The organism is Streptomyces sp. NPDC051105 (assembly GCF_040682795.1).
In the GTDB taxonomy this organism is placed as follows: Bacteria; Actinomycetota; Actinomycetes; order Streptomycetales; family Streptomycetaceae; genus Streptomyces.
The window spans coordinates 228,541-243,279 of record NZ_JBFBBR010000007.1; the positions used below are offsets into that span (position 1 = coordinate 228,541).

Below are 14,739 nucleotides of genomic sequence, written 5' to 3' on the forward strand. Positions count from 1 at the left end.
GCGGGGAACTGCGCGACCAGCCCCCACCAGCCCGCGGCACTACGCGTAGAACCGCGACAAGCTCTGCAGCACGGCGGCGGGCTTGGTCCCGCCGTCGACCTCGATCGTCCCGTCGACGACGATCTGCACGCCGCCCGGCACGTCCTCGACCTCCGTCAGGCGGCCGGCCAGGCGGATGCGGGAGCCGACCTTCACCGGGGCGGGGAAACGCACCTTGTTCAGGCCGTAGTTGACCTTCGTGGTGACGCCCTGGACGTCCAGGAGCTCGGTGAACAGGGGGATGAACAGCGACAGGGTGAGGTAGCCGTGGGCGATCGGGGCGCCGAAGGGGCCCGCGGCCGCCCGCTCCGGGTCGACGTGGATCCACTGGTGGTCGCCGGTGGCGTCGGCGAAGGTGTCGATGCGGTCCTGGGTGACCTCGATCCAGTCGCTGTTGCCCAGGTCCCTGCCCGCGAGCTTCTTCAGTTCGTCGAGTCCGTTGACGGTGACGGTCATGTGGCGTTCCTTGGCTGGGAGTCGGGAGAGCCGTAGCGCTTGCGCACGCGGGCCTTGAGGAGCTTTCCGGAGGCGGTGCGCGGGAGTTCGTCGGCGAGCACCACCGATTTGGGGAGCTTGTACTTGGCGAGCCGCCCGGCCAGCGAGGCGAGCACCTCGTCGGGGTCGAGGACGGTGCCCTCGCGGGGGACGACCACCGCACGCGGCACCTCGCCCCACTTGTCGTCCGGTACGCCGATCACCGCGCACTCGGCGATGCCGGGGTGGGCGAGGAGCAGGTCCTCGATCTCGGCGGGGTAGACGTTCTCGCCGCCGGAGATGATCATGTCCTTGAGCCGGTCGACGATGAAGACGTAACCGTCCGCGTCGACCGTGGCCGCGTCCCCGCTGCGGAACCAGCCGTCCGCGAAGGAGGCCGCGGTCTCCTCCGGCAGGCCCCAGTAGCCGGGCATGACATGGGGTCCGCGGACCATGACCTCGCCGGGCTCGCCGACGTCGACCGGGGTCAGGTCGGGCCGTACGACCCGTACGTCGCTGAAGAAGTGCGGCACGCCCGCCGAGCCCGCCTTGCTGATCGCGTGCTCGGCGTCGAGGAAGAGAACGCCGGGTGCGGCCTCGGTCATGCCGTAGCCCTGGAGGAAGGTCAGCCCCCGTTCCTGGTAGACGGCGATCAGCGGGGTCGGGACCGGGGAGCCGCCGCAGGTGAGGATGCGCAGGGAGGACAGGTCGGCGTCCGGCCAGCGGGGATGGCGGGCCACCTGGTCGAACATCGTCGGGACCCCGAACATGAAGGTGATCCGGTGCTGTTCGATCAGGTCGATGGTGACGTCCGGGTCGAAGGACTCCACCAGGACACAGGTGCCGCCCTTGAGGAGGACCGGCAGGGTAAGCATGTTGAGGCCCGCTGTGTGGAACAACGGGGCGGAGACCAGGGCGCGTTCGTCGGCGATCAGGTCGGTGTCGACCAGGACGTTGACCGCGTTCCAGGTCAGGTTGGCGTGCGTGAGCATCGCGCCCTTGGGGCGGCCGGTCGTCCCCGAGGTGTACATGATGATGCAGGTGTCGTCGGGGGCGACCGGTTCGTCGATCGGGTCGTCGGCCGCGGCAGCCAGCAGTTCCTCGTACTCCGGGCCGACCTCGACGTACGTCCGGACGTCGGTGGTGCCGGGCAGGCCCGCGACGAGACCGGCGTGCGAGGGGCCGTAGAGAAGGGCCTTGGCGCCGGAGTCGCCGAGCTGGTACGCGATCTCGGGGCCGACCAGGCGGGTGTTGAGGGGGACGAAGACCGCGCCGAGCACGCCGGCCGCGAACAGGGTCTCCAGGTAGGCGGGGTGGTTGGGGCCGAGGTACGCGATGCGGTCGCCGCGGCGGATGCCCCGGGCGCGCAGGGCGTGGGCCAGGCGGGTGGTGCGTGCGTGCAGTGTGCGGTAGTCGGTCGGCTGCCCGCCGAACACCAGTGCCGTGCGGTGCGGGGTCTTGCGGGCCCGGCGTGCGGGCCATGACCCCAGTCCCTCGTTGCGCATCTGCGGCCCCTTACGCCGTGGTCAGCCCGAGCAGGCGGGCGGCGTTCTCCTTGAGGATCTTCGGCCGGACCTCGTCCTTGATCGGCAGCTTCTCGAAGTCGGCGAGCCACCGGTCGGGGGTGAGGACGGGGAAGTCGGAGCCGAACAGCACCTTGTCCCTGAGCAGCGTGTTGGCGTACTGCACCAGCTGCGGCGGGAAGTACTTCGGCGACCAGCCGGACAGGTCGATGTGCACGCCCGGCTTGTGGGTGGCGATGGCGAGGGCCTCGTCCTGCCAGGGGAAGGACGGGTGCGCCAGGATGATCTTGAGGTGCGGGAAGTCGGCGGCCACGTCGTCCACGTGGAGCGGGTTGCTGTACTTCAGCCGGATCCCGCCGCCGCCCGGGACACCGGCTCCGATGCCGGTCTGGCCGGTGTGGAAGAGGGCGATGGTGCCGGTCTCCTCGATCACCTCGTAGAGGCCGTAGGCCACCGCGCGGTCGTTCGGGAAGAAGCCCTGGATGCTGGGGTGGAACTTGAAGCCCTTGACCCCGTACTCCTCGACCAGGCGGCGGGCCTGCCGGACACCCGCCTTCCCCCGGAAGGGGTCGACGGAGGCGAAGGGGATCAGCACGTCCGCGTTGGCCGCGGCGGCCTCCGCGACCTCCTCGTTGGGGACGGGCGCGGTGCCGGTGGCGGACTCGGCGTCCACCGTGAAGATCACGGCGGCCATGTTCCGCTCCCGGTAGTAGGCGGCGGTCTCCTCGATCGTCGGCTTCCGCTTGCCCTCGACCTTGAAGTAGGCGGAGGAGGCGTCGTGCAGATCGTCGTCCAGGGAGGAGTGGCCCTTGGCGGATACCTCGGCGTGCGTGTGGACGTCGATCGCCGCGAGTGCCTCGATGTCCATCACGCCTCCGGGAACGCGGGCGCCGGGATGCCGACCGTCTGGAGCTCGGCGCCGACCGAGGTGGGGAAGGCGTCGGCCAGGGTGTCCGGGGTCCAGCCGCCGTCGGCGTAGGCCGCCCGGATCTCCTGGGGGTGCGACCAGAGTGCCACCTTGTCGCCGCCGATACCGATGGCCTGGCCGGTGATCGAGCGGGCGGCCTCGGAGGCGAGGAAGGGGACGAGGGCCGCGCAGTCCTCGGGGGTGCCGAAGCCCTCGCCCTTGCGCAGGAAGCCTGGGAGCGGTTCGCCGTTCTTCATGGCCTCGATGTAGGGGGCGAAGGCGGGGATGGTCTCGGTCATCGCGGTGGCGGCCACCGGGACGATCGCGTTGACGGTGATGTTCGCCCGGCCCAGCTCCATCGACCAGGTGCGGGCCATGGCGGCGATGCCGGCCTTGGCGGCGGAGTAGTTGGTCTGGCCGAAGTTGCCGCGCTGGCCGGCCGGGGAGCCGACCAGGATCAGGGTGCCGCCCTCGCCCTGCTCGCGCATCCGGACGGCGGCGGCGCGGGCGCAGGTGAAGGTGCCCCTGAGGTGGGTGGTGAGCACCGCGTCGAAGTCGTCGTCGGTCATCTTCCACAGCACCTTGTCGCGCAGGATGCCCGCGTTGGTGACCAGGACGTCGAGGCGCCCGAACTCCGCCACGGCCCGGGCGACCAGCCGGTCCGCGGCCTCGCTCGTCCCGACCGGGACCACTTCGGCGACGGCGGTGCCGCCGGCCTCGGTGATGGACTTCACGGCCTGCTCGGCGAGGGCCTCGTCCACGTCGTTGACGACCACGGAGGCACCGTGGGCGGCGAGTGCGTGGGCGTAGGCGAGGCCGAGGCCCCGGCCGCTGCCGGTGACGACGGCGGCCTTGCCGGTGAGATCGATGCTGGGCACGGGCGGTGTCCCTTCGGGTACGACGGGTGCGGCTTGCGGGTACGACGGATGCGGCTTCTCGGATGAGAGGCGGGTGGGGCCTCTTCGGTGAGAGGGGGGGTGGCGCCTCTTCGGTGAGAGGGGGGCTTCGAGATCGAAGCTAAGAGCAATAATTGTTGTCGTCAATAGTTGTTGCCCATCCATGGGTGCGCCATGCTGGAATCCGCACCACTGACCGCCCCGCCGCCGGGGCCCGGACCAGGGAGACGGCCATCACCCGCCAGCACACCGAGAACCCGACCTCGATCGACGCGGACGAGCCGTGGATGCGGGGGCTGCACGCGGACACCGGTTACCTGCTGTACCGCCTGGGTCTGCGCTCGGGGCAGCTCTTCAACACGTACCTGCAGGAGTCGGGGGTACGGCTGCGCCACTACGCGGTGCTGCGTTTCCTCGCCACCTCGGAGGGCGCGCTCCAGCGGGAGCTGAGCACCCGGCTCGGCTACGACCCGAGCGCGATCGTCGGCCTGGTCGACGACCTGGAGAAGCTGGGCTTCGCCGAGCGGCGCCCCTCCCCCGACGACCGCCGCAGCCGGATCGTCGTCCTCACCGAGGCCGGCGGTGCCTTCCTGCGGGACACCGACGAGGCGGGCCAGCGCGTCACGAACGATCTGCTGGGCCCGCTCGGCCCCGCCGAGCGCCAGGCGCTCCACGATCTGCTGCTGCGCGTCGCCGACCGGCCATGACCGCCGCCGCCCGCTCCGCGCCCGACCGGCTGCTGTCGGTGCTCGCCGCGTTCGACCACGGGCATCCGGCGCTCAGCCTGAGCGGTATCAGCCGCCGGGCCGGGCTCTCCCTGACCACCGCGCACCGCCTGGTCGGCGCGCTCACGGCCTGGGGCGCGCTGGAGCGGGACGCGGACGGTTTCTACCATGTGGGGCTGCGGCTGTGGGAGCTGGCCGCGCTCGCGCCCCGGGGGCTCGCGCTGCGCCAGATCGCGCTGCCGTACCTGGAGGACCTGTACGAAGCGACCCATGAGAACGTGCAGTTGGCGGTGCGGGACGGGTCCGAGGTCGTCTACATCGAATGGCTGTCGGGGCGTTCGGCGGTGGGCGTGCACATCCGGGTGGGCGCCCGCTGGCCGCTGCACGCGACGGGGGTGGGCCTCGCTCTGCTCGCCCACGAGACACCGGGGTTCCAACAGGATTACTGCGCACGCCCGTTGGCCGCCTTCACGCCGTACACCATCACGGATCCGGGCCGGTTGCGCCGCTCGCTGGCCGAAGTCCGGCGCACAGGGGCCGCCGTGAGCAGCCGTCAGGTGACCGACGACGCGCTGTCGGTGGCGGCTCCGGTGCGCGGGGCAACGGGGCAGGTGGCCGCGGCCGTCTCGGTGGTGGTACCCCAGGCCGACGCGCAGGTACCGGCGTTGGTCCCTGTGGTACGGCTGGCCGCACGGGGCATCTCCCGGGCGCTGGGGTGGCGGCCGGAGCAGGCCTTGTAGCGTGACCCGGTGACGACGCCCCGGCACGGCATGGATGCGTCGTCCGCGTGGTGGGACGTGCCCCGGCAGGTGAGCCTCGTGACGGTGGAGACCCGCGGGCGGGTGACCTGCCAGCGGGCCGTGAGGTGTTCGCCCGGGTCCAGGCGGGCCTTGGCGGCCGTGTCCCGGGCGTGCACCACCCAGCCGCTCGGGGCGTCGAGGGTCAGCCGGGCGGCGTTCCAGGGCCGGGCGATGAGCGGGACCCGGATGCCGCCCTCGTACAGGTTCCGCTTGAGGCCGCGCAACGGGCCGTTGCCGTCGAAGAGGCCGGGGTCGGTGCCCACCTCCTCGCGCGGTCCGTTGTCGCTGTGTGCGACGGCCGTACCGCCGGCTTTAGAGAGCACCGCCAGGGTTCAGCCCGGCAGCGCCGCGCGCAACCGCCGGTCGCGGGGCGCCGGTTTGCGATCCAGACGGGCGTCCAGGAGGCGCCGGGCCGCGTCGCAGCGGCCGCCCGCCACCAGCGCGTACAGCAAGGTCTCCGCCACGACCTCCCGTTGGGCCGCGCTGCCGCCGACCCTGCGCAGCACCGGCAGCAGGGTGTGGAGCCCCCGGGCCGCCTCGTGGAAGCGTTCCTCGACGAGGTCGGCGAACGCCTCGCACAGCGGCGCGATCACCTCCCGCTGCACCGGGTCGGCGGCCGCCGCGTGGTCGCGCAGCCTGCGCAGCGCGGGCAGGTCGCCGGCGGCGGTGAGGGCGACGGCGGCGTGCAGCGCGGTGAACGCGGTCGCCGGCCGTTCCAGCACCTCCCGGGCCACCGACTCCAGGACGTCCGCCGCCGGCAGGTCCCCCACCCAGCTGTCGCTGAGCCGGGCCCGCCACAGCAGCGAACCGGAGTCCACCAGCGCCCGCACCCCGCGCACCCGGCCCGGCGCGAGCTGGGCGAACCAGCGGCGGCGGACGGCGGCCGGGTCGTCGAGGGCGAGTTCGTGCAGGGCGATGTGCCAGGAGAAGTGCGCCCGGTGCACCGCGCCCCGCCCGCGCCCGGACAACCAGCCGTCGAGCCAGTCCCGGCCCGCCTCGTGCGCCCCGGACTCGTAGTGGACATGTGCCAGGGCGTGCACCGCGTGCCCGGACGCGGGCTCGGCGGCCAGCGCGCGGTGGGCCAGCTCCCCCGCCTCGTGCAGCCGGCCCTGCTCCTGGCGCAGGAAGGCCAGCAGCGAGGTGTGGAACCAGTGCCCGTCGTACGCGGGCGAGGTCAGGTCGAGCAGCCGCAGGGCGTCGTCGTCCTGCAGGTCGCTCACCCCGGAGAACGCGATGGTGGGCACGGCCGCCGCGAGCGCCAGCGCGTCTGACGGGTGCTCCCGCAGATGCCGTACGAGCGCCTCGTCCCCGTCGTCACCGGTCACCCGGCGGGTGACCACGTCCACGAAGGACCGCTCGCGTTCGTCGGCCCGCTCGCGGACCGAGCGCTGGGCGTCGGCGAGGGCGCGCGGCACGTCGACGTCGGCGGCGCACTCGTGGCCCAGCAGGGCGAGGGCCGCGTGGCCGAGCGCGAAGCCGGGGTCGAGGGCGACCGCGCGGGCGAGCGCGTCCTCGGCGCCGGAGCGTACCTTGAGGACCCGGTCGAGCCCGCCCCGGTAGGCGGCGGCCGCCTCGGCGTGGGTGGAGAGGGGCAGCCCGTGGCCGTCGACGGGACGCCGGGACGCCCGCCCGCGTCCGGGCAGCGGCAGCAGCCGCTGGGCGAGTTCGGCGGCCTGGACGCGGATCTCGGGGATCGCCGTGGTCTCCCACAGCTCGCCCCGGCGCGGGGCACCGAGCGTGAACAGCGGCCCCTCGGCGCGGCCTTGGGCGTCGAGGAGCCGGCCCTCGCGGGTGGCGGCGCCCATGCCCAGCGGTCCGGGGACGGCGAGGCCGGCGGTGAACAGGGCCTGCCACAGAGGTGTGTCGAGACGGCGGCCGGGTCCGGTGCAGTCGACCACCCAACCGACCTCCACCACGTGGCCGTTGGACAGCTCGATCGCCAGGGAGCCGGTGTCGGCTTCCGTGACGCGGGCGACCGTGCCGGTATGGACATGCAGGCGGCGCGCGGTGCGGGCACGGGAGACGTGTTCGGCGGTGGCGGGGGCCATCCGGTGGCGGTGGGTGTTCCACAGGGCGCCCTCGCGGGCCAGGAACTCCTCACGCTCCTGCGGGGAAAGGCTGCGCCACAGCCGCGCGGTGTGCGGGCGGAGGCTGTCCAGGCCCGGCCGCCAGTCGCCGTGGGTGCGCACCGAGCGGCTCACCTGGCGGTAGACGGCGCGGCGCAGCCGGCCCAGCGAGGTGTCGTCGAGGCCCTCCGGGGCGGGCATGGCGCCGGCCGGGCGGAGGGCGTGCGGCTGGGGCAGCAGTCCGCTGCGGGACAGGGCGTGCACGGCACGGCCGGGGCGGTCGAGGGAGAGGGCGAGATCGACGGCGGTCAGACCGGTGCCGACCAGCAGGACGTCCTCGGGGCTGTCCCGTACGGGTTCCAGGGCACCCGGCGCCCACGGGGTGCCGACGAACCGGTCCGAGGCGCGCAGGGCGGGCGGGGCCCAGCCGGCTGTGGTCCCGGCGGGACCGGTGGCCAGGACCGCGCTGTCCGCCACCAGGGGTCCCCCCTCGGCGAGGTGGAGTTCCACCCGGCCGTCGGGGGTGCCGGTACAGGACTCCGCGCGGGTGCGCAGCCGGCGGACCGCGACCGTGCCGTGGGCGCGGACGAGGGCCTGGCCGAAGGTGTCGGCGAGGTAGGCACCGTAGCGGTAGCGGGTGGCGAAGTCGGCGCCGGTGACGGTGGGTTCGCCGTGCCGGCACAGCCAGCGGAGGAAGTGCCCGGGGTCGTCCGGGTAGGCGCTCATGTTGCCGGCGGGCACGTTGAGGCGGTGCCGGGGGTCGCGGGTGGCGTAGGCGGTGCCCCGGCCCGCCTCCGGGGCCGGGTCGATCAGGACGAGGTCGAGAGGGGTCCGGCGACGGTGCGCCGTCTCGCAGAGCTGGACGGCGGTGAGGGTGCCCGCCGCTCCGGCTCCCACGATGGCCACGCTCTGCCGCTTGCGGACGTCGGTCACGGAATACCTCCGGCGGGGGATCGGCGTACTGCTTCTTTACTATTCCGATCGGATAAGTGGGGAAGCCATCCCGGGAGGGGGATCTCACCGGAAACTCAGGCCGCCGCTCGGGCGTTCATACTCTGTTCACGAACGGAGGCGGGGACAACCGGGGTTCCGGTCGACTCGTTCCGGCCCCGCGAGGCGACGCCCGGAGACGCCCGGCGCTCCTCATCCGAATCTCAGGGATCACCCCCGCGATTCAAAGGAACCACCCATACAACCGGCGCAGGATGCCCTGACACAGGTGGACAAGTCAGAAAGGCGTGGCGTGGGCGTCCAGCACATATCGAACGGGTCCGGTCGGCAGTCGCGGAGGTGGACCCGGCGCGGGATCCTCGCCGCTCTCGGCGCGGTGCCCGCGGGGGCCGCGCTGGCCGGATGCAGTTCCTCGGCGGACACCTCGGCCGCCACCGACGGCAAGGGTGCGACGGCCTCGGCCAAGTCCGCGACCAAGAAGGCCACGATCACCGTGACGCCGGTCTCCGGCACCAAGAAGGCCGACTTCACCAGCCCGGTCAAGGTCACGGTGACCGACGGCACGCTGGCCTCGGTGACCGTCGCGGGCAACGACGGCTCGGCGCTGTCGGGCACCTTCAACGACGCGAAGACGACATGGACGTCGGCGAAGAACCCCTACTCGGGCACGAAGTACACGGTGACGGCGAAGGCCCAGGGTGCGACCGACGAGACGGTGGCCACCTTCACCACGAAGTCCCCGGGCGAGACCTTCATCGGCTACTTCACGCCGGAGGCGGACTCCACGTCCGGTGTCGGCATGCCGGTGTCGATCAACTTCACGCACGCGGTCGCGGACCGGGCCGCGGTCCAGAAGGCGATCACGGTGACGGCCGAGCCGGCGGTCGAGATCGTGGGGCACTGGTTCAGCGACACCCGGCTCGACTTCCGTCCGGAGACGTACTGGGCGGCGGGCACCAAGATCACCCTCAGTCTGCGGCTGAAGGACGTCGAGGGGACGGACGGTGTCTACGGCACGCAGTCGAAGGACGTCACCTTCCACATCGGCAGGGAGCAGATCTCCACGGTCGATCTGTCGGCCAAGCAGATGGTGGTCAAGCGCGACGGCGCCACGTACGCCAGCTACCCGGTCTCCGGCGGCGACTCCGACCACACCACCTGGTCCGGGATCATGGTGATCAGCGAGCGGTTCAAGCAGACCCGGATGGAGTCCTCCACGGTCGGTCTCGGCGACGAGTACGACATCCCCGACGTCCCGCACGCCCAGCGCCTGACCACCTCCGGCACCTTCGTGCACGGCAACTACTGGGCGTCCACGTCGGTGTTCGGCAGCCAGAACACCAGTCACGGCTGTGTCGGCCTGCACGACGCCAAGGGCGCGAACGACTCCTCGGTGGCCGGCTACAAGTTCTACGAGAGCTCGATGCTCGGCGATGTGGTGATCGTCAAGAACTCCGGCGAGAAGACCGTCGAGGCCTCCAACGGCCTCAACGGCTGGAACCTGTCCTGGTCGGACTGGAAGGCCGGCAGCGCGGTCTGACTCCTCGGCGCCTTCACCGCCTGAACTCCCGTGGGAAACAAGGAGATTCTTTGTTTTAACTCTTGACGACCGCAGGCACGGAGAGCACATTGGGCCCACTTTGAGAGCGCTCTCAGCAACATCTCCCGGCGCTCTCGAAGGCATCCCGCGCACCCCCACTCCGTACCCGAGAGGCACCCCATGAGTGAAACCTCCGGTATATCCCCCGCGGATCACAGACGGCGGCGCTCCCTCCGCCGTGCCCTCGTCGCCGTACTCGCCACGATCGGTCTGGCGGCCGCGGCCGCCACGACCGCCACCCTTCCCGCCAGCGCATCCGCACCCGGTGCGCCGTCCGGCTGGAGCCAGGTCTTCCTCGACGACTTCAACGGCACCGCCGGCACCGGCGTCAACACCTCCAACTGGCAGTACGACACCGGGATCTCGTACCCCGGCGGCCCCGCCAACTGGGGCACCGGCGAGGTCGAGACGATGACCTCCAGCACCACCAACGTCGCCCTCGACGGCAGCGGCAACCTGAAGATCACCCCGGTCCGCGACGCGTCGGGCAACTGGACGTCGGGCCGGATCGAGACCACCCGCACCGACTTCCAGCCCCCGGCCGGCGGCAAGCTGCGCGTCGAGGCGCGGATCCAGATGCCGAACGTCACCGGCGACGCCGCCCTCGGCTACTGGCCGGCGTTCTGGATGCTGGGCGCGCCCTACCGGGGCAACTACCAGAACTGGCCGGGCGTCGGCGAGCTGGACATCATGGAGAACGTCCAGGGTCTGAACAAGGTCTGGGCGACCATGCACTGCGGCACCAGCCCCGGCGGCCCCTGCAACGAGACGACGGGCCTCGGCAACTCCACCGCCTGCCCCAACACCACCTGCCAGTCCGGCTTCCACACCTACACGATGGAGTGGGACCGCTCGGTGAGCCCCGAGGCGATCCGCTTCTACGTCGACGGCGTCAACTACCAGACGGTGACCGCCGGTCAGGTGGACGCGACCACCTGGGCGAACGCCACCAACCACGGCTTCTTCGTCATCCTGAACGTGGCGATGGGCGGCGGCTTCCCGGGCGCGTTCGGCGGCGGCCCGACCAGCGCCACCGAGTCCGGCCACCCGATGGTCGTCGACTACGTCCAGGTGCTGCAGTCCAGTGGGAGCGGTACCACCACCCCGCCGACCGGCAACCGGGACGCCTACAGCGCGATCCAGGCCGAGTCGTACGACAGCCAGTCCGGCGTCACCGCCGAGACCACCACCGACACCGGCGGCGGCCAGGACATCGGGTACGTCGCCAACGGCGACTGGGCCCTGTACAAGGGCGTCAACTTCGGCTCCACGGCGGCCACCCAGTTCTACGCGAGGGTGGCGAGCGGCGCGGCCTCCGGCGTGAGCGGACTGGTCCAGGTACGTCTGGACAGCCCGTCCAACGCCCCCGTCGGCAGCTTCGCCGTCGGCAACACCGGCGGCTGGCAGACCTGGACGACGGTCCCGGCCAACATCAGCGCGGTGACCGGCACCCACGACGTCTACCTGACCTTCAGCAGCGGCCAGCCGGCGGACTTCGTGAACGTGAACTGGTTCGACTTCGGTCACTGACGGGGGAGTCGAGCACACGGCGCCGGGGTTCCCTCCGGCGCCGTCCCCGTGTCAGCGCAGCTCCGCCCGGAACGCCACCGGGGTCTGGCCCGTGTGCAGGTGGAAAAACTTGGAGAAGTTCGCCGCGTCCGGGAAGCCGATCGCCGCGCCCACCCGGCCGATCGGGAGGTCCGTGTGGGCCAGCAGGCGTTTGGCCTCCAGGACGACCCGCTTGTCGATGAAGCCCTTCGGGGTCTCCCCGGTGGCGGCGCGGACCGCGCGGACCAGGGTGCGGCGGGAGTAACCGAGGGCGTCGGCATAGGCGCTGACACTGTGGTTGGTGGCGAAGTCCTGCTCCACCGCGTCCCTGAAAAGGGTGAACGTCGTATCGGCCTGGCGGCGGGCCGCCTCCGCCGAGCTGGCCGCGAGATGCGCGAGTCGCAGCAGGAGCGCCGTGAGCGAGTGCCGCAGGACCGAGGTGTGCAGGCTCAGGGGGAGGGTCGCGGTGTCCTCGTACTCGCGTTGCAGGTGGGCGAGCGACGCCCGCAACGCGGTGAGCTGCGGCGCGTCGGGTCGGAGCAGGGGCGGCAGGTCGTAGCGGTAGAGGCCGGTCGCCTCCACGATCGCCCTCGGCAGGAAACCGGGCTGCATGGTCAGGACACTTCCGCGGTACTCGCAGGTCCGCGAGAAGCGGTGCACCTGCCCGGGCCGGATCCACAGCAGGTCACCGGCTTGTGCCTGGTACTCGGCGAAGTCGATCATGTGACGGACCGGGCCCTCGGTGAAGAGCATGACCACGTGGAAGTCGATGCGGTGGACGCGTTCCAGGGGGGCTTCGGCGTGCCACATGCGGCCGGTCCCCATCGGGCCGACCTGCATGCCGACACCGCCGACGCTCAGATCCACCGGGAAGGGGAAGGTTCTGATTCCGTCACCGTCGCCTGCCGCTTCGGGCGTTCTGTCCGCCATGTCCTTCTCGTGCCGTCCCTGTCGAAGATCCGTGTCCCACTTTCACCACAGGCTGACACACTCCGACCTTCCTTCCTAAAAGTCAGACTTTTAGTTTTGAACACGTCAGGCCAGCCAGAACGCTTCTAACGAGGACTTCTTGAAGATGAGCACGCAGACATCAGACGGCTTCGAGTGGACCGACCTGGACCGGCGTGCCGTGGACACCGCGCGCCTGCTCGCGGCCGACGCCGTGCAGCAGGTCGGCAACGGGCACCCCGGTACCGCGATGAGCCTGGCCCCGGCCGCGTACACGATCTTCCAGAAGGTGATGCGCCACGACCCGGCCGACCCGGAGTGGACCGGCCGGGACCGTTTCGTCCTCTCCCCCGGGCACACCTCGCTGACCCTCTACACCCAGCTGTTCCTCGCCGGGTACGAGCTGGAGCTGGACGACCTCAAGGCCTTCCGGACGCACGGGTCGAAGACGCCTGGTCACCCGGAGTACGGCCACACGGCCGGTGTCGAGACCACCACAGGACCGCTCGGCCAGGGCGTCGCCAACGCCGTCGGTATGGCGATGGCCGCCCGCTACGAGCGCGGCCTCTTCGACCCGGAGGCCCCCGAGGGCACCTCCCCCTTCGACCACACGATCTGGGCGATCGTCTCCGACGGCGACCTGGAGGAGGGCGTCTCCGCCGAGGCCTCCTCGATGGCCGGCCACCAGAAGCTCGGCAACCTGGTCTTCCTCTACGACGACAACCACATCTCCATCGAGGGCGACACCGCGACCGCGTTCTCCGAGGACGTGCTGGGGCGGTACGAGGCCTACGGCTGGCACACCCAGCGCATCGAGCCGACCGCCGAGGGTGACGTCGACGTTCACGCCCTGTACGCGGCCCTGAAGGCGGCCCGGGCGGAGACCGAGCGGCCGTCGATCATCGCGATGCGCACGATCATCGCCTGGCCCGCGCCGAACGCCCGGAACACCGAGGCCTCCCACGGCTCCGCGCTCGGCGCGGACGAGGTCGCCGCCACCAAGCGCGTCCTCGGCTTCGACCCGGAGCGGAGCTTCGAGGTCGCCGACGAGGTGCTGGCCCACACCCGCCGGGCGCTCGACCGGGGCGCCGAGGCGCACGCCGCCTGGGACAAGCGGATCGCCGAGTGGCGTACCGCTCAGCCGGAGCAGGCGCGGCTCTTCGACCGCGTCGTCGCCGGTCAGCTCCCCGAGGGCTGGGAGTCCGAGATCCCCGTCTTCGAGGAGGGCAAGTCCGTCGCCACCCGGGCCGCCTCCGGCAAGGTGCTCCAGGCGCTCGGCCCGGTGCTGCCCGAGCTGTGGGGCGGCTCCGCCGACCTCGCCGGCTCGAACAACACCACCATCGACAAGACCTCCTCCTTCCTGCCGAAGGGCAACCCGCTGCCCGAGGCCGACCCGTACGGCCGTACCGTCCACTTCGGGATCCGCGAGTTCTCGATGGCCGCCGAGATGAACGGCATCGCGCTGCACGGCAACACCCGGATCTACGGCGGCACCTTCCTGGTGTTCTCCGACTACATGCGCAACGCCGTCCGCATGGCCGCCCTCATGCAGCTCCCGGTGACCTACGTCTGGACCCATGACTCCATCGGCCTCGGCGAGGACGGCCCCACCCACCAGCCGGTCGAGCACCTCGCCTCGCTGCGGGCGATCCCGGGCCTGAACGTCGTCCGCCCGGCCGACGCCAACGAGACCGCGACGGCCTGGGCCGAGATCCTGAAGAGGCACGCCACGCACCCCGCCCCGCACGGGCTCGCGCTGACCCGCCAGGGCGTGCCGACGTACGCGCCGAACCCGGACGCGGCCAAGGGCGGCTACGTACTGCGCGAGTCGTCCACCGAGACCCCGGAGGTCATCGTCATCGCCACCGGTTCCGAGGTGCACCTCGCCGTCGGGGCGCGGGACCTCCTGGAGGCCGAGGGGATCGGCACCCGGGTGGTGTCGATGCCGTCCGTGGAGTGGTTCGAGGAGCAGCCGCGCGAGTACCGCGAGAGCGTCCTGCCGCCGGCCGTGAGGGCGCGGGTCGCCGTCGAGGCCGGGATCGGCCTGACCTGGTACCGCTTCGTCGGCGACGCCGGCCGGATCGTCTCCCTGGAGCACTTCGGCGCCTCCGCCGACGCCAAGACCCTGTTCGCCGAGTTCGGCTTCACCGCCGAGCACGTGGCCGCCGCGGCCCGCGAGTCGCGCGCCGCCGCCCGTACCGCCTGACCCGCCCGCCAGCAGCACTCACCGCAGTACCGCCAGCAGTACCAGAAGAGCCAGAA

The 14,739-nt window shown here is 71.7% G+C and carries 11 protein-coding genes and 1 pseudogene; 5 read left to right on the forward strand and 7 right to left on the reverse strand.

Annotation, left to right across the window (positions count from 1 at the left end; all coding sequences use genetic code 11):
* Positions 1-39 precede the first annotated feature (39 nt).
* From AB0N16_RS19660 to AB0N16_RS19675, 4 genes are read right to left on the reverse strand one after another with little or no spacing between them, the layout of a single operon-like run.
* Entirely contained in the window at positions 40-495 is a 456-nt protein-coding gene (locus AB0N16_RS19660) for a MaoC family dehydratase (protein WP_365798278.1), read from the reverse strand.
* Complete coding sequence (locus AB0N16_RS19665; protein WP_365798280.1) at positions 492-2,018, reverse strand: long-chain fatty acid--CoA ligase; 1,527 nt, start codon at positions 2,016-2,018, stop codon at positions 492-494. The genes AB0N16_RS19660 and AB0N16_RS19665 overlap by 4 nt, the downstream gene beginning before the upstream one ends.
* Before the next feature lie 10 nt (positions 2,019-2,028).
* Complete coding sequence (locus AB0N16_RS19670) at positions 2,029-2,904, reverse strand: amidohydrolase family protein (protein ID WP_365798282.1); 876 nt, start codon at positions 2,902-2,904, stop codon at positions 2,029-2,031.
* A complete protein-coding gene (locus AB0N16_RS19675) occupies positions 2,904-3,821 on the reverse strand; it encodes an SDR family oxidoreductase (protein WP_365798284.1) in 918 nt (305 codons plus the stop codon). The genes AB0N16_RS19670 and AB0N16_RS19675 overlap by 1 nt, the downstream gene beginning before the upstream one ends.
* A 305-nt stretch (positions 3,822-4,126) precedes the next feature.
* On the opposite strand from AB0N16_RS19675, the gene AB0N16_RS19680 reads away from it, so the two are divergent.
* Positions 4,127-4,546, forward strand: coding sequence for a MarR family transcriptional regulator (locus AB0N16_RS19680; protein ID WP_365798574.1), 420 nt, complete (start codon positions 4,127-4,129; stop codon positions 4,544-4,546).
* Positions 4,543-5,304, forward strand: a complete 762-nt coding sequence (locus AB0N16_RS19685) for an IclR family transcriptional regulator (RefSeq protein ID WP_365798286.1) — start codon at positions 4,543-4,545, stop codon at positions 5,302-5,304. Before AB0N16_RS19680 ends, AB0N16_RS19685 begins: the two co-directional genes overlap by 4 nt.
* A 149-nt stretch (positions 5,305-5,453) precedes the next feature.
* On the opposite strand, the pseudogene AB0N16_RS19690 reads toward AB0N16_RS19685, so the two are convergent.
* Both AB0N16_RS19690 and AB0N16_RS19695 read right to left on the reverse strand, forming a co-directional pair.
* Positions 5,454-5,687, reverse strand: a pseudogene (locus AB0N16_RS19690) (hypothetical protein); the annotation flags it as partial.
* Positions 5,688-5,696: 9 nt separating this feature from the next.
* Entirely contained in the window at positions 5,697-8,363 is a 2,667-nt protein-coding gene (locus AB0N16_RS19695; RefSeq protein WP_365798288.1) for an FAD/NAD(P)-binding protein, read from the reverse strand.
* A gap of 310 nt (positions 8,364-8,673) precedes the next feature.
* On the opposite strand from AB0N16_RS19695, the gene AB0N16_RS19700 reads away from it, so the two are divergent.
* Both AB0N16_RS19700 and AB0N16_RS19705 read left to right on the forward strand, forming a co-directional pair.
* On the forward strand, positions 8,674-9,921 hold the full coding sequence (locus AB0N16_RS19700; protein ID WP_365798576.1) for an Ig-like domain-containing protein: 1,248 nt from the start codon (positions 8,674-8,676) through the stop codon (positions 9,919-9,921).
* 180 nt (positions 9,922-10,101) lie between these two features.
* Entirely contained in the window at positions 10,102-11,511 is a 1,410-nt protein-coding gene (locus tag AB0N16_RS19705; RefSeq protein ID WP_365798289.1) for a glycoside hydrolase family 16 protein, read from the forward strand.
* 51 nt (positions 11,512-11,562) lie between these two features.
* On the opposite strand, the gene AB0N16_RS19710 is transcribed toward AB0N16_RS19705, so the two are convergent.
* Entirely contained in the window at positions 11,563-12,459 is an 897-nt protein-coding gene (locus tag AB0N16_RS19710; protein ID WP_365798291.1) for an AraC family transcriptional regulator, read from the reverse strand.
* A 145-nt stretch (positions 12,460-12,604) separates the two neighbouring features.
* Here AB0N16_RS19710 and tkt point away from each other — a divergent pair, with 145 nt between their 5' ends.
* Positions 12,605-14,683: a transketolase gene (gene tkt, locus AB0N16_RS19715; RefSeq protein ID WP_365798293.1), complete on the forward strand. Its 2,079-nt coding sequence runs from the start codon at positions 12,605-12,607 to the stop codon at positions 14,681-14,683.
* Positions 14,684-14,739: the final 56 nt, after the last annotated feature.